This is a genomic window from Pseudomonas sp. R9.37 (assembly GCF_963878885.1).
GTDB lineage: Bacteria > Pseudomonadota > Gammaproteobacteria > Pseudomonadales > Pseudomonadaceae > Aquipseudomonas.
Genome location: NZ_CAWNZA010000003.1, coordinates 150,354 through 171,150, shown reverse-complemented (window position 1 = coordinate 171,150; position 20,797 = coordinate 150,354). Strand labels below are relative to the sequence as shown.

At 63.1% G+C, this 20,797-nt stretch carries 8 protein-coding genes and 1 pseudogene; 3 read left to right on the top strand and 6 right to left on the bottom strand.

The genetic code is table 11. The features are described from left to right. Nucleotide 1: 1 nt before the first annotated feature. Nucleotides 2-14,050 carry a non-ribosomal peptide synthase/polyketide synthase gene (locus AACU78_RS02845; RefSeq protein WP_106579722.1) on the bottom strand — a complete coding sequence of 4,683 codons (14,049 nt, stop codon included), beginning with the start codon at nucleotides 14,048-14,050 and terminating at the stop codon, nucleotides 2-4. A gap of 210 nt (nucleotides 14,051-14,260) precedes the next feature. On the opposite strand from AACU78_RS02845, the gene AACU78_RS02840 reads away from it, so the two are divergent. Together AACU78_RS02840 and AACU78_RS02835 are read left to right on the top strand one after the other, a co-directional pair. Continuing rightward, a complete protein-coding gene (locus AACU78_RS02840; protein WP_106579721.1) occupies nucleotides 14,261-14,512 on the top strand; it encodes a type II toxin-antitoxin system HicA family toxin in 252 nt (83 codons plus the stop codon). Beyond that, the gene (locus tag AACU78_RS02835; protein ID WP_106579720.1) at nucleotides 14,509-14,874 is read left to right on the top strand and encodes a type II toxin-antitoxin system HicB family antitoxin; all 366 of its coding nucleotides are present in this window, start codon (nucleotides 14,509-14,511) and stop codon (nucleotides 14,872-14,874) included. The genes AACU78_RS02840 and AACU78_RS02835 overlap by 4 nt, the downstream gene beginning before the upstream one ends. Here the strand turns inward: AACU78_RS02835 and AACU78_RS02830 are convergent. Continuing rightward, nucleotides 14,875-16,046 (bottom strand): annotated as a pseudogene (locus AACU78_RS02830) (MFS transporter). It abuts the gene before it with no gap. Nucleotides 16,047-16,187: 141 nt separating this feature from the next. On the opposite strand from AACU78_RS02830, the gene AACU78_RS02825 reads away from it, so the two are divergent. Next, nucleotides 16,188-16,787 (top strand): TetR/AcrR family transcriptional regulator, encoded by a 600-nt coding sequence (locus AACU78_RS02825; protein WP_106579719.1) that lies wholly within the window; start codon nucleotides 16,188-16,190, stop codon nucleotides 16,785-16,787. Here the strand turns inward: AACU78_RS02825 and AACU78_RS02820 are convergent. The 4 genes from AACU78_RS02820 to AACU78_RS02805 all read right to left on the bottom strand — a co-directional run bounded on the left by AACU78_RS02820 (nucleotide 16,771) and on the right by AACU78_RS02805 (nucleotide 20,795). Next, nucleotides 16,771-18,126: an MATE family efflux transporter gene (locus tag AACU78_RS02820; RefSeq protein ID WP_106579718.1), complete on the bottom strand. Its 1,356-nt coding sequence runs from the start codon at nucleotides 18,124-18,126 to the stop codon at nucleotides 16,771-16,773. The genes AACU78_RS02825 and AACU78_RS02820 overlap by 17 nt on opposite strands. A 25-nt stretch (nucleotides 18,127-18,151) precedes the next feature. Then, nucleotides 18,152-18,724 (bottom strand): DUF2239 family protein, encoded by a 573-nt coding sequence (locus AACU78_RS02815; protein ID WP_106579717.1) that lies wholly within the window; start codon nucleotides 18,722-18,724, stop codon nucleotides 18,152-18,154. A 67-nt stretch (nucleotides 18,725-18,791) separates the two neighbouring features. Then, the gene (locus tag AACU78_RS02810) at nucleotides 18,792-19,748 is read right to left on the bottom strand and encodes an AAA family ATPase (RefSeq protein WP_106579716.1); all 957 of its coding nucleotides are present in this window, start codon (nucleotides 19,746-19,748) and stop codon (nucleotides 18,792-18,794) included. Between the two features lie 3 nt (nucleotides 19,749-19,751). Continuing rightward, nucleotides 19,752-20,795 (bottom strand): aliphatic amidase, encoded by a 1,044-nt coding sequence (locus tag AACU78_RS02805; RefSeq protein WP_106579715.1) that lies wholly within the window; start codon nucleotides 20,793-20,795, stop codon nucleotides 19,752-19,754. Nucleotides 20,796-20,797 lie beyond the last annotated feature (2 nt).

Genomic DNA, 20,797 nt, shown 5'->3' with positions numbered 1-20,797 from the left:
TTCAAATCGCCTCTAGTTCGCTCAAAAAGTCACGAAGATCATCAAAATCTTCCGCGCTGCCGGCGCGGAAGGTGGCTGCGGCCTGCACATAGGCGCGCAGCGTTTCGGTCTGGAACACTTCAACCAGGGGCACTTCCAGGCCCAGCTCGGACTGGACCCGCGATGTGATCTGGATCGCCAGCAAAGAATGGCCGCCGACTTCGAAGAAGTTGTCGTCCAGGCCCACTTGCGGCAGGCGCAACACCTCGGCCCAGATCGCCGCAATCTGCTGTTCCAGTTCGGTTTGCGGGGCCACGTAGCGTTGCTGCATCAGGCTCACATCCGGCGCGGGCAAGCCTTTGCGATCGAGCTTGCCGTTGGGAGTCAGCGGCATCTGCGCCAGGCACATGAAATGCGTGGGCACCATGTAATCCGGCAGGCGGGTCTTGAGCGCACGGCGCAAGGCATCGCGGAACTCGGCCTGGTCGATCAGGGCCGGATCGGCGGGTACGACATACGCCACCAGTTGCTTGCCGGTCGGGCCCTGCTGTGCCACCACCACGGTTTCACCGACGCTGCCCTGCTCGCGCAGACGGGCTTCGATTTCACCCAATTCGATGCGGAAACCCCGAATTTTCACCTGATGGTCGACACGGCCCAGGTAATCCACCACGCCGTCCGGGCGACCACGGGTCAAGTCGCCGCTGCGGTATACACGGCTGCCGGGTTTGCCGAACGGGTCGGGCACGAAACGCTCGGCGGTCAGGGCCGGGCGCTCCAGGTAACCACGCGCCACACCCTCGCCGCCCAGGTACAACTCACCCGCGACGCCGATGGGTTGCAGGTTCAACTGCGCGTCCAATACGTAACCGCTGCGGTTGCCCAGCAACGTGCCGATGGGCGCATACACCGCGCCGCACGGGTCGCCCTTACGGGCTTTCCACAGCAGCGGCGTCACCACGGTTTCGGTCGGGCCGTAACCATTGAACAAGTAGGTGGGTTTCAGTGCGCGCCATGCCAGGTCGTAACTCGCCTGGGCTACCGCGTCACCGCCAAAGCAGTAGACGCGCACTGCCGGTGGGTTGCCATCGCGTTCGGCATGCTCGGCCAGTTGTTGGAGGTAAACCGGTGGGAACACCGCCATCGTCACATTGTGGCGGTGCATTTGGGCGTAGGTGTACTCCGGCAGCCACAGGCTGTCGTCGCGGATCAGCACGCTGGCGCCGTTGATCAGCGGGTGCATCCAGCCTTCGTGGGAGCCGTCGAAAGCGAACGACATGAAGTGCAGCTCGCAGTCGGCCGGGCCGGTTTCATAGCGCTCGCCGGTGGCGATGATGTGCGCCACCAACGGGCCGTGAGACACCGCCACGCCCTTGGGCATGCCGGTGGAGCCGGAGGTGTAGATCACATAGGCGAGGTTGTCGCCATCCAGTGCGACCTGCGGTGCGGCATCGCTATAGTGGGCCCAGTCTTCGGTGCGATCGATTGCCAGCGTGTTCACCCCCTGCGGGACCGGCAATTGCTGCAAGGCGCTGGTGTGCGTCAACAGCAACCGTGCGCGGCTGTCGTCCATCATGTAGAGCAGGCGATCACGCGGGTACTCAATGTCCAGCGGCACATACACACCACCGGCTTTGAGCACGGCGAGGAACGCCACCATGATTTCGGCGCTGCGCGGCATGGCGATCGCCACGCGCACTTCCGGCCCCACACCACGAGCGATCAGCGCATGCGCCAGGCGGTTGGCCTGTGCATCAAGCTCGCCGTAAGTCAGGGTGTGCGAGTCGAATTTCACCGCCACGGCATCTGGGGTTTCCCGCGCGCGGTCGGCGATCAGTTCGTGCACCAAGCGTGCGGCTGAGAAGCCCGAGCCGGTGCAATCCCACAGGTGCAGAATGTGCTGCTGCTCATCCGGGTTCAGCAGGTTCAACTGCCCGATGGCCTGCTGCTGATCATCGACCATGGCCTGCAACAGGTTCTGCCAATGCCCGGCCATGCGTTCGATGGTCGCGGGGGCAAACAGATCAGTGGCGTAACTCAGGGATGCATGCAGTGCTTCGCGCGACTCTTCCACATCCAACGCCAGGTCGAACTGTGCCACGCCCTCATCCCAACTCAACACCTCGACCTGCAGGTTCGGCAAACGCTGCAAATGGCTGCCCGCCGAGGTCACGCGGTGGTTGAACAGCACTTGGAACAACGGGCTCAGGCTCATGCTGCGCTCGGGCTGCAGCGCCTCCACCAGTTGCTCGAAAGGCAGGTCCTGATGGGCCTGGGCTTCGAGGGAGCGTTGGCGCACCTGATGCAACAGTTGCGCCACGCTCATCTGGCCGTTGACGTCAGCCTTGAGCACTTGAGTGTTGACGAAGAAGCCGATCAGGCCCTCCGTTTCAAGGCGGTTGCGGTTGGCGATCGGCACGCCGACGCGCACATCTTCCTGACCGCTGTAGCGGTGCAGCAAGGCCTGATAGGCCGCCAGCAACACCATCGGCAACGTGACCCCGGCCTGTTTCGCCACACGCCGCAAGCCAGCCAACAGCTGCGGTGTCAATTCAATGCCCAGGCGCGCACCGCAATGGGTCGGCAACGCCGGGCGCTGGTAGTCAAACGGCAACTCCAGTACCGGCTGCTCACCGCCCAACTGTTCACGCCAGTACGTCAACTGGCGCGCTTTCTCGCCGGCCTCCATCCAGTTGCGTTGCCACAGGGCGTAGTCGGCGTATTGAATCGGCAACGCCGGCAGATTCGGCGTGTGGCCGTCGCTGAAGGCGGCGTAGAGTTTCACCAACTCCTCGACCATCAGCTGCATCGACCAGCCATCGGAGACGATATGGTGCTGCACCAGCACCACCACATGATCGTCCGCGGCCAGGCGCAACAATTTCACGCGCAGCAACGGCCCGCGCAGCAAATCAAACGGCTGCGCGACCGCCTCGGCGACCTGCGTCTTGAGCCCGGCTTCATCGGTATCGCAACGTTCGATTTCAATCAGGCCCAGCTCTTCAATCACTTGCACCGCGCCGCTCGCATCTTGGCGCAGATGCGTGCGCAGGCTTTCATGGCGCGCCAGCAAGGTGTCGAAACTGCGTTGCAGCGCGGCCACGTCCAACGCGCCTTTCAAGCGCAAGGCGCTGGGGATGTGGTACGCCGAGCTGTTGGGGTCGAGCTGCCAAAGGAACCACTGGCGCTCCTGGGCGTAAGACAGTGGCAACGGCTGCGCGCGGTCGGCCTTAAGCAGTGCAGGCGCGGTGACGCCCTCCTCACCCAATGCACGCACAAAGTCACCGAGCACAGGCTGTTCGAACAGGGTCTTGAGCGCGACTTCCAACGCCAATACCTGACGTACTCGCGACACCACGCGCGTGGCCAGCAGCGAATGCCCGCCCAGTTCGAAAAAGTGGTCATCGAGGCCCACCTGCGGCACCTCCAGCACGTCGGCCCAGATCGCCGCGACTTGCTGTTCGCGCGGGCTGACGGGCGCCACATGGGCTTTGAGCAACAGCTCGGCATCCGCCTTGGGCAGCGCCTTGCGGTCGAGCTTGCCGTTGGGAGTCAACGGCAGGGTTTCAAGGAATATCAGGTGCGCAGGCACCATGTAATCCGGCAAACGCGCGCGCAGATCAGCCTTGTGCTGCTCACGCAGGCTCGCCTGTTGCTCGGGAGCACAGGTCACCAGGTAGGCGACCAAACGGTCGTTGTCGGCCAGTACCACGGCTTCACGCACCGCCGCGTTCTCACGCAGGCAAGCTTCGATCTCACCCAGCTCGATACGGAAACCGCGCACCTTGACTTGATGGTCCACGCGACCGATGTACTCCACTACGCCCTCCGGGCGATAGCGCGCCAAATCGCCGGTGCGGTACAGGCGTTCACCGGGTGCGCCATATGGGTTGGGCACGAACCGTTCGGCGGTCAGCGCCGCGCGCGCGTGATAACCGCGCGCCAGACCAGCGCCGCCGATCAGCAATTCACCGGCCGCCCCTTGTGGGCATGGCGTCAGCCCGGCGTTGAGAATGAACAGCGACGTGTTGGCAATCGGGCGACCAACAAAAGGCTGCGCCTGCTCCAGGCGGTGAGCAGCCGACCAGATGGTGGTTTCTGTCGGGCCATAAAGGTTCCACACCGGGCCCTGCAGGTCGAGCAGCCGTTGGGCCAGGTCGACCGGCAGCGCTTCGCCGCCACACAGGCATTTGATGCCCTGCAGCAACGACGCGCGCGGGCTTTCCAGGAGCATGCGCCAGGTCGAAGGCGTGGCTTGCAGCACATTGGCGCTCTGGTTGTGCACCAGATCGAGAATCGCCTCCGGGTCGAGCGCCAGTTCCTGGCCGCTCAGCAGCACCGTGGCGCCCACGGTCAGTGGCACGTATAGCTCGAGGGCGAAGATGTCGAATGAGAAAGTGGTCAGCGACAAAACCCGCGCATCACTGCCGATCTGCAGGGTGTCGGCCATGCCGCAGGTAAAGCTGCACAGTGCCTGATGCCGCACCATCACGCCCTTGGGCTTGCCGGTGGAACCAGAGGTGTAAATCACGTAGGCCAGGTGCTCCGGCGTGACACTGACCTGCGGGTTGTGTTCGTCCACGCCCGCGTCATCGACCAGCAACACGTGCAGGCCCTGCGGCTGCGCCAGGCGACCATTGAGGTGTGGCTGGGTCAGCAACACCTGCGCTTGGCTGTCCTGGAGCATGAACGCCAGCCGATCCGCCGGGAACTGCGGGTCGAGCGGCACATAGGCGCCGCCGGCCTTGAGGGTCGCCAATAGGCCGACGACCATGTCCAGCGAGCGCTCGACATGCACCGCCACCAACACGTCAGGGCCGACGCCCGCCGCAATCAGGCGATGGGCCAAGCGGTTGGCGCGGCGGTTGAGTTCGCGGTAACTCAGGGTGTCGCCATTGAATTGCAGTGCGCTTGCGTCCGGTGTTGCCAGTGCTTGCGCTTCGAACAACTGATGCACGCACCGCGTGTGCGGGTACTCGGCGTGGCTGTCGTTCCAGCTGTGCACCGTCTGTTGCCATTGCTGCTCGCTGAGCATCGGCAGTTCATCCAGCGCCTGCGACGCGTCATTCACCACAGCGCGCAGCAGGTTTTGCCAATGTTGCGCCAGGCGCGCAAGCGTCTCGGGTTCGAACAGGTCGGTGGCGTAGGTCAGCGAGGCCCACAGGCCGTCGGCAGACTCTTCGGTTTCCAGGCTCAAATCGAATTGCGTGGTGTGGCCGTCCCAATCCAGCGGCTCTAACGCCAGGCCCGGCAGTTGCACCGGGGCGGAGCGCAGGTTGTCCTGGTGATTGAACAGCACCTGGAACAGTGGGTTGTGGCTCAGGCTGCGCGCTGGCTGCAGCGCTTCTACCAACTGTTCGAACGGCAGGTCCTGATGGGCCTGGGCCTCCAGGGCGCGCTGCTTGACCTGACCGAGCAATTGCTCGAAGGCCATCTGCCCGTCAAGGTCGACCTGGATGACTTGGGTGTTGACGAAGAAACCGATCAGCCGCTCGGTTTCGAGGCGGTTGCGGTTGGCGATCGGCACCCCGACACGCAGCCTGTTTTGCCCGCAGTAGCGATGCAGCAAGGTCTGGAACGAGGCCAGCAAGAGCATGAACAGGGTCACGTCTTGGCGCTGGGCCAAGGTTTTCAGGTCGGCCAACAGCGCAGGCTCGAGCTGAACCCGTTGACGCGCGCCACGCAAGCTCTGCACCGCAGGGCGCGGGTGGTCCAGAGGCAGCTCCAGTACTGGATGTTCATCGCCCAGGCACCTTTGCCAGTAATCGAGCTGGCGCTGTTTTTCACCGGCCGCCATCCAGTTGCGCTGCCACGCGGCGTAGTCGGCATATTGGATCGGCAACGCCGACCGCTGAGCTTGGCCCTGATACAGCGCTACCAACTCATCCACCATCACGTGCATCGACCAGCCGTCAGAGATGATGTGGTGTTGGGTGATCACCAGCACATGGTGCTCGGGCGCAATCACCAGCAGCTTGACGCGCATCAACGGGCCGTTGCGCAGGTCAAACGGGCGTTGGATTTCCTGCTCCACACACTGCTGGATTTGCGCAGCCTGCGCCCTCGCCTGCTGTACCGGCATCGCCAGGGTGGGATGGATCACCTGCCAGGTCTGCTCAGCGTCTTCAACAAACGTAGTGCGCAACGGTTCATGGCGCAGCACCAGTGCCTGGAAAGCATGCTCCAGTGCGCCGATGTCGAGTTCACCGCGCAGATGCAGCGCCGTGGGAACGTGGTACGCGGCGCTGGCGGGGTCCAGTTGCCACAAAAACCACTGGCGTTCCTGGGCGAAAGACAGCGCCATCGGCTGCCCACGGCCCAGGGCCAGCAACGGTGGCGCGCTGTGCTCACGCAACCCCAGGCAGGCCATGGCAAATGCTTGCAACGTCGGCTGCTCAAACAGTGCGCGCAGCGGCACTTCCAGTTTCAAGTCATGGCGCACGCGGGAAATTACTTGGGTGGCCAACAATGAATGCCCGCCCAGCTCGAAGAAGTGATCCGTGAGGCCGACCTGTTCAACCTGCAACACCGCTTGCCAGATCGCCGCCAGCTGTACTTGCAGCGTGCTTTGTGGCGCCACATACGCCTGTTGACGCAGGTTCAGGTCAGGTGCCGGCAGCGCACGGCGGTCAAGCTTGCCGTTGTTGTTCAGTGGCAAAGCGTCAAGTACCAGCCAATGCCCCGGCACCATGTAATCCGGCAGAGACTCGCGCAAGTTGGCCGCCAGGGCTTGCCCGTTCAGGGTTTGACCGTGGGCAGGCACCACATAGGCGACCAGTTGCAGGCCGACCGCGCTCGGCTGGGCGATGACCGCGGCTTCACGCACCTGCGGCAAGGCTTGCAGGCAAGCCTCGATTTCGCCCATTTCGATGCGGTAGCCGCGAATTTTCACCTGATGGTCGATACGCCCGACGTACTCCAGCGCGCCGGCTTCGTTGTAACGCGCCAGGTCGCCACTGCGGTAGAGGCGTGCACCGGGCACCGCGGAAAACGGGTCAGGCAGGAAGCGTTCGGCGGTCAAGGCCGGGCGGTCGAAATAACGCTGGGCCAGGCCCGCTTCGGCGCCAATGCACAGTTCGCCGACGCCGTCAGTGGCCAGCAGTTCGAAACCACTGTCGAGCACGTACAGCGAACGGCCGGCAATGGCCCGCCCGATCGGCACGCCAAACGCATCACTGGCATCCGCCAGTTGGCAATCGTGCACGCTGGACACCACCGTCGCCTCAGTAGGCCCGTAGGTGTTAACCAGGCGTACGCCGCCCAGTCCTGCGGCGTGCCAGGCGCGTACGCCTTCTACCGACATGGCCTCGCCGCCCACGTGCACTTGGCGCAGGTTGCCCAAGGTGCGCTGGTCGACGGCACACTCCTTGGCCAGCAAATACCAGTAAGCGGCCGGCAAGTCGGCCAGGGTCACGCCCTGCTCGACGATCTCGCGGGCCAGTTGGCCGGCGTCCCACAGCTCATCGCCGCGCATGATCAGGGCGGCGCCCACGCACAGCGGCGGGTAGCACTGCTCGACAAAACCGTCGAAGCTGAAGGTCGCAAATTGCAGTACACGGTCTCGCGCACTCAGCCGGCTGTAGGCCTGCGCGCTGTCGCAGAACTGGCCGAGGGCGGCATGATCGATCGCCACGCCTTTGGGCAAGCCGGTGGAACCGGAGGTGTAGATCACATAGGCCAGGTCGGCCGCCGCCGCTTGGTTGGGTGGATTGGTCGCCGCGAAGGTGTGCAGTTCTTCACCGGATGCGCTGAAGTCCACACGAGTCAAGCCTTGTGGCAACGGCACATCGGCAAGCAACCCGGTTTCGCTGAGCAGCAGGTCCAGACGGCTGTCGTCCAGCATATAGGCCAAGCGTTCGGCCGGGTATTTCGGGTCCAGAGGCACATAGGCAGCGCCGCTTTTGAGCACCGCCAGCAGGCTGACGATCAGCTGCGGACCACGCCGACTGGCCAGGCCTACACGCTGGCCCGGCCCCACGCCGAGCGCCAACAGGCGATGCGCCAGGCGGTTGGCCCGCGCGTTGAGCTGGGCGTAGCTCAGGCGCTCACCGCCCGCCTGAACTGCCAGCGCATCAGGAGTGGCGTGGGCCTGGGCAGCGATGCGCTCATGCACGCGCTGAGGACGCTGGGCGGCACCGGCAGATTGGCTGAGGGTGAGTACGTCGCGCTGTGCCGTGGCGTCCAGCAACTGCAGGTTACCCAGCGGCACACCGGCGTCCGCCACCAGTTGCGCCAGCAGGTGACGCAAGTTGGCGCCCAGCTGCTTGACCTGTTGCTCGCTGAAATGCGCGCGGTCGTAACTGAAGTCTAGGCGCAGGCCGGCACCGAGCTCGACGCCCAGGGTCAGCGGGTAGTTGGTGCGCTCGTGGTTATGCATCCGGCCGAAGGTCAGGCCTGCCGGCGCGCCTTGCTTCAATGCTTCGGCGACCGGAAAGTTTTCGAACACCAGCAGGGTGTCGAACAACGCCGCACCTTGCTGGCCGGCCCACGCCTGGATGTCGTAAAGCGGCACGTGTTCATGGTCGCGCAAGCTGAGGTTCAAGGCTTGCAGCTCATTGAGCCAGGCGCCGGCCGATTGGGCGGGCGACGCGGCACTGATCAACGGCAAGGTGTTGATGAACAAGCCCAACTGCTGCTCAATCCCCGGCAGCGGCGCTGAACGTCCGGCGACGGTCGCGCCGAATACCACGCAAGCCTGGCCGCTGTAGCGTTGCAGCAACAGGCTCCAGGCGCCTTGCAGCGCAGTATTGAGCGTGACTTTTTGTTGGCGGGCAAATTCGCTGAGGGCCTGGGTAAAGTCGTCGTCCAGCAGCACTTGATGGTCGGCCATGCCCACGCCACCAACCGGCGCACGCAGTGCCTGAGCCAGCAAGGTTGGCGCGTGCAAAGGCGCCAGGGCATTTTTCCAGAACGCCTCGCCCGACGGCTGCTGTTGCAGCCAGCCCAGGTAATCGCGGAACTGCCCCAGCGGCGCCGACACCGTCTGGCCTGCGTAATGGGCAAGCACTTCGCCGAGCAACTGCGCGTTACTCCAGCCGTCCATCAGGATGTGGTGACTGGTGAAGATCAAGTGCCAGGCCGACCCTGTACTGCGCACCAGCATCAGGCGAAACAGCGGTGCGGCATTGAGTTCAAAGCCGCTTGAGCGCTCGGCATCGGCCAGCGCATCGAGGTCGGCATTCACGTCTTCGATCACCTGCAACTGCACGTCGACCTGACGCCTGATCACCTGATGGGCGCTGTCCAGGCCCAGCCAGTGGAAGCTGCTGCGCAAGATGTCGTGCCGGTCCAGTGCCGCTTGCCAGGCGCGGCCGAAAGTCAGGAGGTCAAGGCCTTCAATGTCCAGGCGCAATTGGTTGATATAAGCCTGGCCCTCGGGCGCGTACAGGGTGTGGAACAGCATGCCCTGCTGCATCGGCGACAGCGGGTAAAGTTCGGCGATGTCCGGCCCGGCCACGGGCAGCGCATCCAGCTGCTGCTGCGTAATACGCGCCAGCGGGAAGTCCGACGGTGTGACCTGCCCGGCAGGCGTCGCACAGCAATGCTCGATCAACGCCTTGAGTTCCGTGGCGTAGTCATCCGCCAGGCGCTCAATGGTCGCAGCGTTGAACATCTCGCGACTGAAACCCCATTGCAGCGACAGCTCACCGCCATACACCTGCCCTTCCACCGTCAGCCAGTTGGCCAACGGTGCTTGGGGGTCCTGCGCCTGGCCGCTGCCTTCGCTGGCCGGGACAAACAGCGCTGACTCATTGAACTGGCGGTCGAACTGCCCCAAGTAGTTGAAGGTGACACGCGGCGCAGCCAAATCGGCCAGGGCTTCACGCGATTGCGGTTTGCCCAGATAGCGCAGCAGGCCGTAGCCCACGCCCTTTTGCGGAACCGCGCGCAGTTGCTCCTTGATCGACTTGATTGCATCCGACAGTGTGCCTGCGGCCTGCAAACGCACCGGAAACAAGCTGGTGAACCAGCCGACCGTGCGGCTCAGATCGAGGCTGTCGAACAGGTCTTCGCGACCATGGCCCTCCAGCTGGATCAGCGCGGCGGCCTGGCCGCTCCAGCGGCTGATCACGCGCGCCAGCGCCGTCAGTAGCAGGTCGTTGACCTGGGTGCGATAAGCCGCTGGCGCGTCTTGCAGCAGTTGCCGGGTGTGTTCGGCGTCAAGGCGGGTTTCAAGCGTGGCGCCCAGGCGATTGTGCAGGCCGCCCTGCGGGTTATCGCATGGCAGCTCGGCATCGCCGGACTGCGCCAGCCAGAAAGGCAGTTGCTCATCCAGCGTGTGCGCGTGCGCCTGCAGCTGCTGCGCCCACTGTTGATAGCTGCTGGTTTTGGCGGGCAATGCGGCCTGGCGGTAAGCCTGTTGCAGATCCTCCAGCAGGACGCGCCACGACACACCATCGACCACCAGGTGATGGACCACCAACAGCAGTCGCTGGGCGCCATCAGCCAGGGTGACCAACGCCGCGCGCAGCATCGGGCCTTGTTCCAGGTTCAGGCTGCGCTGAGCCTCATCGCACAACGCGGCCAATTCAGCCTCGGTGTCGACGCTCGATTGCCATAGCACAGATTCAGCGGCCGGTGCGGCGTGGGCTTGCTGCCAGCCTTCGGCCTGCCGGGTGAATCTCAGGCGCAGGGCGTCATGGTGGTTGATCAACTGTGTGAGCGCGGCGTCCAGCAACGCCGGTTCCAGCGTTTCGCGCGGGGTCAGCAACAGTGACTGGTTCCAGTGGTGGCGCGCAGCAATTGCCTGGCTGAAAAAGGCCTGCTGCACCGGGGTCAGAATCACCTCACCGGCGACCGGCCCCTGATCGATAACCACTGCGTGCTCGAAGCTCGCCACCAGCGCCAGGCTGCGCACGCTCTGATACTGGAACACGTCGCGCGGGCTCAGGCGAATGCCCGCCTGACGGGCACGGCTGACCACCTGGATGGAGATAATCGAATCGCCGCCCAGCTCGAAAAAGTTGTCGTCCACACCCACGTGTGGAACGCCGAGTACATCACTCCAGATCGCCGCGAGGGCTTTTTGCAGGTCGCTCGAAGGCGCGATGAATGCCTGTTGCGGCGCAGCCTCCGGCAGTGGCAAGGCTTTGCGATCGAGCTTGCCGTTGGCGGTGACCGGCAACTGGGTCAGCACGACGAAATGGGTCGGCACCATGTATTCCGGCAAACTGCTGAGCAGCCAGGCCTTGAGGTCCGCTGGCTCCTCGCTGTCGAGCACCAGGTAGGCGACCAACTGCTTGCCACCCTGCACCAGCACCACTGCCTCACGTACCGAAGGGTGTTGGAGCAGGCGCGTTTCGATTTCGCCCAGCTCAATGCGCAAGCCGCGCAACTTTACCTGGTGGTCAAGACGGCCGAGGTATTCGATCACGCCGTCAGTGCGCTGGCGCACGCGGTCGCCGGTGCGATAAAGGCGCTCGCCGTTGACGAACGGGCTCGGCACAAAACGCTCGGCAGTCAGCGCCGGGCGCCGGTGATAACTGCGCGCCAGGCCGGTACCGCCCAGGTACAGCTCGCCGCAGACACCGGCCGGCACCGGGTTGAGCTGAGCGTCGAGCACGTAGGTGGCGAGGTTAGCGATGGGCCGGCCGATGGGCACGCTCTCGCCGCCTTCATCGATGCAGGTCCAGTGGGTCACGTCGATGGCCGCTTCAGTCGGGCCGTAGAGGTTGAACAACCCGGCTGCTGGCAGCTTGGCAAAGACCTGCCGTTGCGCATCCAGCGGCAAGGCTTCACCGCTGCAGACGATGCGCTTGAGGCTGGCACAGCCCTGCACGCCGGGCTCATGGATAAATGCCTGCAACATCGACGGCACGAAGTGCAAAGTGGTGATGGCGTGGCGGTCAATGGTTTCGATCAGCCGGGCCGGCTCGCGGTGTTCGCCAGGGGCTGCGACCACCAGGCGCGCGCCGGTCATCAGCGGCCAGAAAAATTCCCACACCGACACGTCAAAACTGAACGGGGTTTTCTGCAGCACCGCATCACTGGCCGTCAATTCGTAGGCTTGCTGCATCCAGCACAAGCGGTTGACCAAGGCGCGATGGCTGTTGCCTGCGCCCTTGGGCTTGCCGGTCGAACCGGAGGTGTAAATCACGTAGGCCAGGTTGAGTGCGTGGACGCCGCTGTCGGGCGATGCACTGCTGTAGCCTTCCAGCCAACTGGCCGACTGGTCGAGGGCAATCACCTGAATACGCTCGAGCGGCAAGGCGGCGAGCAGGCTTTGCTGGCTGAGCAGCAGCGTGATGCCACTGTCTTCGATCATGTAGGTCAGACGTTCCTGCGGGTATTCCGGGTCCAGCGGCACGTAAGCGCCACCGGCCTTGAGGATGGCCAGCAGGCCCACCACCATTTCGACGGAGCGCTCGACGCACAGCCCCACCAGCACGTCCGGGCCCACGCCCTGCTCGCGCAAAGCATGGGCCAGTTGGTTGGCGCGGGCATTGAGTTGGGCGTAGGTCAAGGTGGTTGCGCCAAACACTAAGGCTGGCGCGTCCGGTGTGCGCTGCACCTGGTCTTCGATCAGTTGGTGGATGCCGCGCTCGGTCGGGTACGCCTCGCCGGTCTGGTTCCACGCATGGACCAGTACGTGCTGCTCATCGTCAGCCAGCATCGGCAATTCACCCACGCGCTGTTCGCCGTCGGCCACCATCGCCTGTAGCAGGCTGATCCAGTGTTGGGCCATGCGCGCAATGGAAGGCGCCTCGAACAGGTCATTGGCGTAGGTCAGCGCAGCATGCAGGGTGCCGGACTTCTCATAGGTATCGAGGGTCAGGTCGAATTGGGTGGTGCGCCCTTGCCATTCCACCAGCGAAAGCTCAAGGCCTGAAGCGGTGTTGACGCTGGCAATGTCGGCCACCACCGGCTGGTGGTTGTACATCACCTGAAACAGCGGCGTATGGCTCAGGCTGCGCTCGACCTTGAGGGCCTCCACCAGGCGCTCAAAGGGCAATTCCTGATGAGCCTGGGCGCCCAACGCGTGCTCCTTGATGCCTTGCAGCAGTTCGCCAACGCGGGTTTGCCCGGTCAGTTCGGTGCGCAGGACTTGAGTGTTGACGAAAAAGCCGATCAGCCCTTCGACTTCGGTACGGTTGCGATTGGCGATCGGCACGCCGACCCGAATGTCTGCCTGCCCGGTGTAACGGTGCAGCAGCACATTGAAAGCACCCAGCAACAGCATGAACAGCGTGACGTTGTGTTTTTGCGCGCAGGCGCGCAGTTGCGCAGCCAGGCCTGGGTCGATCGCGAAATTATGGCGAGTGCCCTGGTAACTCGGCATCGCCGGACGCGGGTGGTCGGTTGGCAGTTCCAGCACTGGATGCTCGTCGCCCAGACGCGCCTCCCAGTACTCGAGCTGACGTGCCTGCTCTCCCGCTTCCAACCAGCGGCGCTGCCACAGGGCGTAGTCGCTGTACTGGATCGGCAATGCCGGCAATTGCGGCGCTTCATTGCGCTCGTGGGCGTCGTAGCAGCGGATGAACTCGTCGATCAGCACGTTCATCGACCAGCCGTCGGAGACGATGTGGTGCAGGGTCAGCAGCAACACATGCTCCTGCGTATCGAGCTTGAGCAATTGCACGCGCAGCAACGGGCCGTGTTCCAGATCGAACGGCAGCAGCGATTGACGCGTCGCCGCGTCGTTGACGGCCTGCTCCTGCTCAACGGCGGCCATGGCGCTGAAGTCCAGGTGCTCGACGACAAGCGACGGATCTATCGAAACCTGGGTCAGACGTTCATCGGCCTGGCGTTGGAAGACTGTGCGCAAGGTTTCATGCCGCGCTAACAGGCTGGCGAAGGCTTGCTCCAGCGCACGCAGGCTCAGCGCACCCTTGAGTCGCACGGCGCCGGGCAGATTGTAGGCGCCACTGGCCGGGTCCAATTGCCACAGAAACCACATACGCTGCTGCGCGTACGAGAGCGCCTGGCGATCCTCTGCCTCCACGCTCGCCGGAATCGGAAACCGGGAAAAATCCACGCCCTCTTTCTGCAAGGCCTGCAGGAATACTTGGCGTTTTTCCAGGGGCAACCCGATAAACCGGCGAGCAAGTTTCAAGGAGTCTTCAGCATTCATTTCTTGGAGTCCGGAGCAATAGGCAGGAAGCACAAAGGCACGTCGTCCCTATAAAACGAACCGGGCGGGGAAAAATTAGCGGGGGGATGAGAGGCTTGGAGCGAGGTGTCATCAAGGGTTACATCAATCTCAGCCAAGACACACGAAGCCGGGCTAGCATTGACGAACACCACTTTTTGCAACTACATTTAGTTACACGCAGGGAACGCCGTGTCCAAAAATGAAAAGCTGCTCGCCAAACTGCTCAACGAGCGCATGGCCTTTACCTGGCCAGAGCTCGAAACGCTGCTCAAGCGTCTTGGCTACACACAGATTGAAGGGGCTGGAAGCCGCGTCAAATTCGACATCGGCGACCCCAGTGCAATGATCACCTTGCACAAGCCTCACCCCGGCAACGAACTGAAACACTACATTCGGCGCCAGATCATCGAACAATTGAAATCAGGAGACCTGATTCAGTGAACAACCAACTGAAACACAACGGCTACATCGGCTCTATCGAAGCCAGCCTCGAAGACAACTGCCTGTTCGGCAAAGTGCTGTTTATCAAGGCGCTGGTCAGCTATGAAGGCAAAACCGTCGCGGAGCTGGACAGCGCTTTTCGGGAAGCCGTGGAAGACTACCTCGCTACGTGCCACACCCTCGGGCAAACACCGGAGAAACCGTGCAAGGGTTCATTCAACGTGCGGGTCGGCCATGACCTGCATCTGGCTGCAGCCCTGGCAGCGGCCCGTAAGAAAGTGACGCTCAATGACCTGACGCGCCAGGCGCTGCATGAGTTTTTGCAACATCATTGCGCAGAACCTTTTCCGGCAGTCGGCTGATCAGCCCAACCGCCGATAGCCCAGCAGCGCTGCCCCCAGCACCACCGCCCCCGCCACCAGCGCCACCAGAACCCGCTGGGGGCGCCAAAGTGGTCGATCATCCAACCGGAGCTGGCGGCGCCGATGGCCACGCCGATGCTCAGGCCGGTGATCAGCCAGGTCATGCCTTCGGTCAGGCGGCTCGGCGGGACGATCTGCTCCACCAGGGCCATGGACACGATCAGCGTCGGGGCAAAGAACAAGCCTGAGATGAAGATGGCCACCGCCAGCCCGGGGATATTTGTCACCAGCAACAACGGCAAGGTGGTCAACGCCGTCGCCACGCCGCAGAACAGAAACTGCCGGGGCAACGGCGCCTTGAGCTTGAGCGTGCCAAACGCCAACCCCGCCAGGCAGGAGCCGATGGCATACACCGAGAGGACAATGCTCGCCGCCGCCGGTTGGCCCTGATGCTGGGCGAATGCGACGCTGACTACATCCACCACGCCGACGATCACGCCCATGGCCAGCAACAGGATCATCAGGATCAGTACCGACGGTGAGGCGATCAGCCAACCGCCGTGATGGTCCTCGTGTTCATGCACCGGCGGCTCAGTTGCGCGTTGCAGCACGAAGGTGGTCACCCCCACCGCCAGCAGCAGCGCTGCCACCAAGGGCCCGGCTTGCGGAAACAGCACCACACTCAGGCCAACCGAGATCGGCGGGCCGATGATGAAACACACCTCGTCGAGCACCGACTCAAGGGCAAATGCGGTCTGCAACCTGGGCTGGCCGCGGTACAACTCGGTCCAGCGCGCCCGCACCATGGCCGACATATTGGGCATGCAACCGGCCAGGGCGGCGAACACAAACAACGTCCAGCTTGGCGCCTGCAACCCAGTGCACAGCAGCAACAGCAACAACGCCCCACCGCCAATCAGCGCCGCGATCGGCAGCACCCTGCCCTGGCTGTAGCGGTCCACTAACCGCGAAACCTGCGGCGCACAAAACGCCGTGGCCAGGGCGAACACCGCCGCCACCGCGCCCGCCAGACCAAAGCCGCCGTGCACTTGCGACAGCATGGTGATCAGGCCGATACCGGTCATCGATATCGGCATGCGCGCAAGCATGCCGGCCAGCACAAATGCCTTGCTGCCAGGAGCGTGGAACAACTCGGCGTAGGGATTTGCCATCCTGCTTGTCCTCTTCCTCAAGACCTTGAAGCTTGCTATCGGCAGTCATCAAGTCAAAATACATACGGTGCGTATGTAGCAAATCATGCGTAACATACGCAGCGTATGTCAATCACCCAAACACCTTCGCGAGCCCTACCCATGAGCCGAGCCCGTGCCGAAATGATCGAAGAAACCCGCGCCCGCCTGATTGCCAGCGCCCGCCAAGCCTTCGCCACACAGGGCTATGCCAACACGTCGATGGACGACTTCACTGCACGCGCCGGCCTGACCCGTGGTGCGTTGTACCATCACTTTGGTGACAAGAAAGGCCTGTTGGCCGCGGTGGTCGCCCAACTCGACAGCGAAATGGACGCGCGACTGCAGCACATCACCGATCAGGCCCAGGACCCGTGGGAAGGATTTCGCGAACGCTGCCGAACGTATTTGCGCATGGCCCAGGACGACGAAATCCAACGCATCGTATTGCAGGATGCGCCGGCCGTGCTCGGCGATACCGGGTCGCAGCATCACTGCGTCGCGTCGCTGGGCCAGTTGCTTGAGGGCTTGATGCAGGCCGGAGCTATCGAACAAGGCTCCAGTGTCGCGCTGGCGCAGTTGATCAATGGCAGCCTGGTCAACACCGCGCTGTGGATCGCCCGCGATGAACACCCGGGCGATCGCTTGGAGCAAGGTTTGCAAGGTCTGGAATTACTGCTGCGCGGGTTGAAGCAACAAGCCCGCGCTACACCAGCCGCTTGATCTGCTTGTGCCGCCACACCAGCCGGTAATACGCAGTCTGCAGCGCCAGCATCGCCAGGTAGGTCACCGGAAACGCCATCCACACCCCTTCCAGGCCGAAGTGCGCATTGAGCAAATACGCCATCGGCAGCTCAACGCACAGCACGCAGAATATCGAGATGGCGACCGGCATCAGCACCACGCCGCTGGCGCGCATGATCCCACCCACTACCGCCTGGAAGCCAAAGACCAAAACGCTCCAGAGCATAATGTGCAGCAAGTGCTCGGCATTGAGCCGCGCCGCGTCGTCGGTGATGAACAGCCCCAACAGCCAGTGCGACAACAGGTAACCGAGCACAATCAATCCACCGGTCAGGCAGGTGTTGATCAGCAGGCCGGTGCGCAGGATCGGCCCGATTCGCTCCAGGCGCCCGGCACCAATCGCCTGGGCACCGAGGATCGAGGCCGTAATTGCAATCGACAGCGCCGGGAACTGCACATAATTGACGATCTGCGTCACCGCGCCATACGCCGCCGTGGCCTGGGAACCGTGGCTGTTGACCAGCGCCAGGATGACCAATTCGGACAGCGACAACACCACCATCTGCAAGCCCGTCGGCAAGCCGATGCGCAGCACTTTGCCGAGGATCGCCCGGTCCAGGCGCAAGGCAGCCAGCAACTCGCGGTCGGGCGCCATCACATGGTTTTTGTGGCGCAGGCGCAGGATCAAGAACAGCATCGCCAAGGCGTTACCGACCAGGCCCGCGTACACCGCGCTCTGGATGCCCATGGGCGGCAGGCCGATCCAGCCGCGAATCAACGCCGGCGTCAGCAACAGGCCGACCAGGGTCGAGACCATCAGCGCCAGCAGCGGCGAGACCGTGTCACTCACGCCGCGCAGCAACTGGGTGTAGAGGATGAAGACCAACAGTAACGGCATGATCAGCATCATCGCCTGGGCATAACCCACGGCATCGTCGAGCACATCCACCGGGGTGCCCAACCCCTGCAAGGCCGGGCGCGCGAACAGGCTGCCGAGCACCGCCGCGATCAGGCCCACCAGCGCGCCAAGGGTCAGCGTCGCACCGGTGATCACCTTCACCATCCCGGTTTCCTGCGCGCCCCACGCCTGGCCGATCAGCACCGAAGCGCCCGCCCCCAGGCCGATCACCAGGGCAATAAAGAAAAACACGATGGGAAACATCCCCGACACCGCCGCCAGCGCCTGAGTGCCGAGCATTTGCCCGACATAGATGCCATTGAGGGTGCCGGAAAAGCTTTGCAGAAAATTGGACAGCACCATCGGTGCCAAAAAAATCAGGTAGATCTGCCACAACGGCCGTTGCTGAGTGACTTCCATGGTCGTTCGAGTCCCGGAATTATTGTTAGACGGGGAAAGCATTGCGCGACAGCCAGGCCAGGTACGTCTGCACATCCTTTGGCCAGTGCCCGATCTTGCTGGCGAAGGCCGCCGCATCTTCAGCGAACAATGCCCGCGAGGCGTCTTCAAACCCAGGCAGGTCGCCGCCGATGGCGCTCATGAAACGATAGCTGGCTTCCTTGGCCTGGCGCGCCTGATCACGGCCCGCGCTGGCATTTCGCGCTTCATCCACCAACCGGCGCAAGGCCGCCGAGGCGCCGCCCGGTTGTTGGCCCAACCATTCCCAGTGGCGCGGCAGCAGCGTGACTTCCCGCGCGACCACACCCAGCTTCGGGCGGCCCACCGTAGGGGCTGCCCGAAGCTCTTCGTCGAGTGACGTGTCTGCGGGTTGCTCGGGCGCATAACCGCCTGGCCATGGGTAATCGACTTGGGCGCCGGTGGCGTCATCAAAGACCAGAAAGGTGCCGGCGGTCAGGTCCAGCCCTGCCAGGGTTTCGGCGACCGCCGAATAGGCGCCGGCCGCCACCCGTTGGTGACGCAAGAAGGCAGTGCACAGAGGCATGTGTTGCGTTGGCATGGCTTATTACCCGGATGTTATTTGTTTTACCCGGATCATATTAGCCGTAATGGGTCGACATGCAAGGCTATTGTCTCGAAACATCCAATTGTTCACCCCGCACCGTTACCCGCATCCCTTGCACAGCAGGATCGCGCAGCAAGCACTCCGCAATCGCCGGTTCCAGTTCCACCCGCACGCGGCGGCCCAGCGCACGCGCGCCAAACCGAGCGTCGTGCTGACGACACAACCATGCCCGTGCCGACGCATCCACGCTTAATGAGCGCTGGTGCGCCGCCAGACGCTGATTGAGCTTCTCCAGCTCCACGTCCAGTAGCGCATCAAGCCAGCGCCTGTCGAGAGGTTCGAACATCAGGATACGATCGATGCGGTTGAGAAACTCCGGCTCGAAATGCCCATGCAACGCCTCCTCCAACACCGCCGCTTCGCTTCTTACAAACACCCGTAGCAGCCGCCGCCAGCCCTGAGTGAAGCGTTGGCGATGACGACGCGCCTGGTGCGCGCCGATGTTGCTGGTCATGAAAATCAGGCTGTTACGAAAATCCAAGGTGCGCGTGCCACCCGCCAGGGTCAGTTGGCCGTTTTCAAGAATGCCCAGCAGGCTGCGCACCACCTCCTGGCTGGCTTTTTCCAGTTCATCGAACAACACGATGCCAGGGCGGCTGTAGCTGCCCTGGATCAATTCGCTGTTGAACAGGCTGATGCCTTCCTTGCTGCCCACGTACCCTGGCGGCGCGCCGGTCAGTGCGGCGGCGTAATGCTCCTGGGCCAGGGTGTGCATGTCGATGCGGCAAAACCCGTCGGCCCGGCCATGCAGCGCCTGGGCCAGCAGGCGCACGATTTCGGTTTTGCCCACGCCCGTCGGGCCCATGAACAGGTTGACGCTCAATGGCCGATCGCGCTCGCCGATATCGGCCTTGACCACCTTGAGCAGCCGCTCCACCTGCGCCAACGCCGCGTCCTGGCCAACGATGCGGCTGCGCAACAGCGCCATCATCTGCGCTGGGTCAAAGGTAAACCGCATGCCCTACTCCGCTGTTTTTTCTTTACCGCCATGGGGCAGTTGCCCCACCGGGCACTCGGCGACACCCACGGTGCTGCGGGTGATTTTCTCGACATTTTCCTGAGCCTTTTGCGCGTCCAGCACCCAGGTGCGGTAGAACTCGAACGGGCAGTCCGCCACGCCCTTGTCGCCATCGCCCGAGGCATGCATGCCGGTGTAGCCACGGTGCAGCAACTTGAACAGGTGGTTCTGCGACTGGTCGTTGGCCCGCGCATCGCGAATCTGCGACACCGACAGTTGCGCGTACTGAATACCCATCTCTTCCTCGCCGCACTCGCCCAAGGTGCGTCCGTCAAAGCCGATGATCGCCGAGTGACCGAAGTACGAATACACCCCGTCGAACCCCGCCGCATTCGCCACCGCCACATAGCAGTTATTCGCCCAGGCCATGCTCTTGGACATCTGCACCTGCTGCTCCTTCGCCGGGTACATATAACCCTGGCAGCGCACGATCAACTCGGCGCCCTTCATGGCGCAGTCGCGCCAGATTTCCGGATAGTTACCGTCATCGCAGATGATCAGGCTGATCTGCATACCCTTGGGCCCATCGCACACATAGGTGCGATCGCCCGGATACCAGCCTTCGATAGGGCACCAGGGAATGCACTTGCGGTAGCGCTGCACGATTTCGCCAAGGTTATTGATCAACACCAGCGTGTTGTACGGCGCCTTGTGCGGGTGCTCCTCGTGGCGCTCGCCGGTCAGGGAAAATACGCCCCAGGTGTTGGCTTGACGGCACGCTGCCGAGAAGATCGCCGTCTCTTCGCCGGGAATGCTCGCGGCCGTGGCCATCATCTCGTCGTGGTCGTACATGATGCCCATGGTGCTGTATTCGGGGAACACCACCAGGTCCATGCCGGGCAGGCCCTGCTTCATGCCGAGAATAATCTCGGCAATCTTCTTCGCGTTGTCGATGACTTCGGCCTTGGAATGCAGGCGCGGCATCTTGTAGTTCACCACCGCGACACCGACGGTGTCCGGGCTGCTGGAAATGTCGCCATGACGCATAA

Coding starts and splice junctions, on each gene's coding strand:
- AACU78_RS02805 (WP_106579715.1), bottom strand. CDS start 20,795: ATGCGTCATGGCGACATTTCCAGCAGCCCGGACACCGTCGGTGTCGCG.
- AACU78_RS02810 (WP_106579716.1), bottom strand. CDS start 19,748: ATGCGGTTTACCTTTGACCCAGCGCAGATGATGGCGCTGTTGCGCAGC.
- AACU78_RS02845 (WP_106579722.1), bottom strand. CDS start 14,050: ATGAATGCTGAAGACTCCTTGAAACTTGCTCGCCGGTTTATCGGGTTG.
- AACU78_RS02820 (WP_106579718.1), bottom strand. CDS start 18,126: ATGGAAGTCACTCAGCAACGGCCGTTGTGGCAGATCTACCTGATTTTT.
- AACU78_RS02825 (WP_106579719.1), top strand. CDS start 16,188: ATGAGCCGAGCCCGTGCCGAAATGATCGAAGAAACCCGCGCCCGCCTG.
- AACU78_RS02815 (WP_106579717.1), bottom strand. CDS start 18,724: ATGCCAACGCAACACATGCCTCTGTGCACTGCCTTCTTGCGTCACCAA.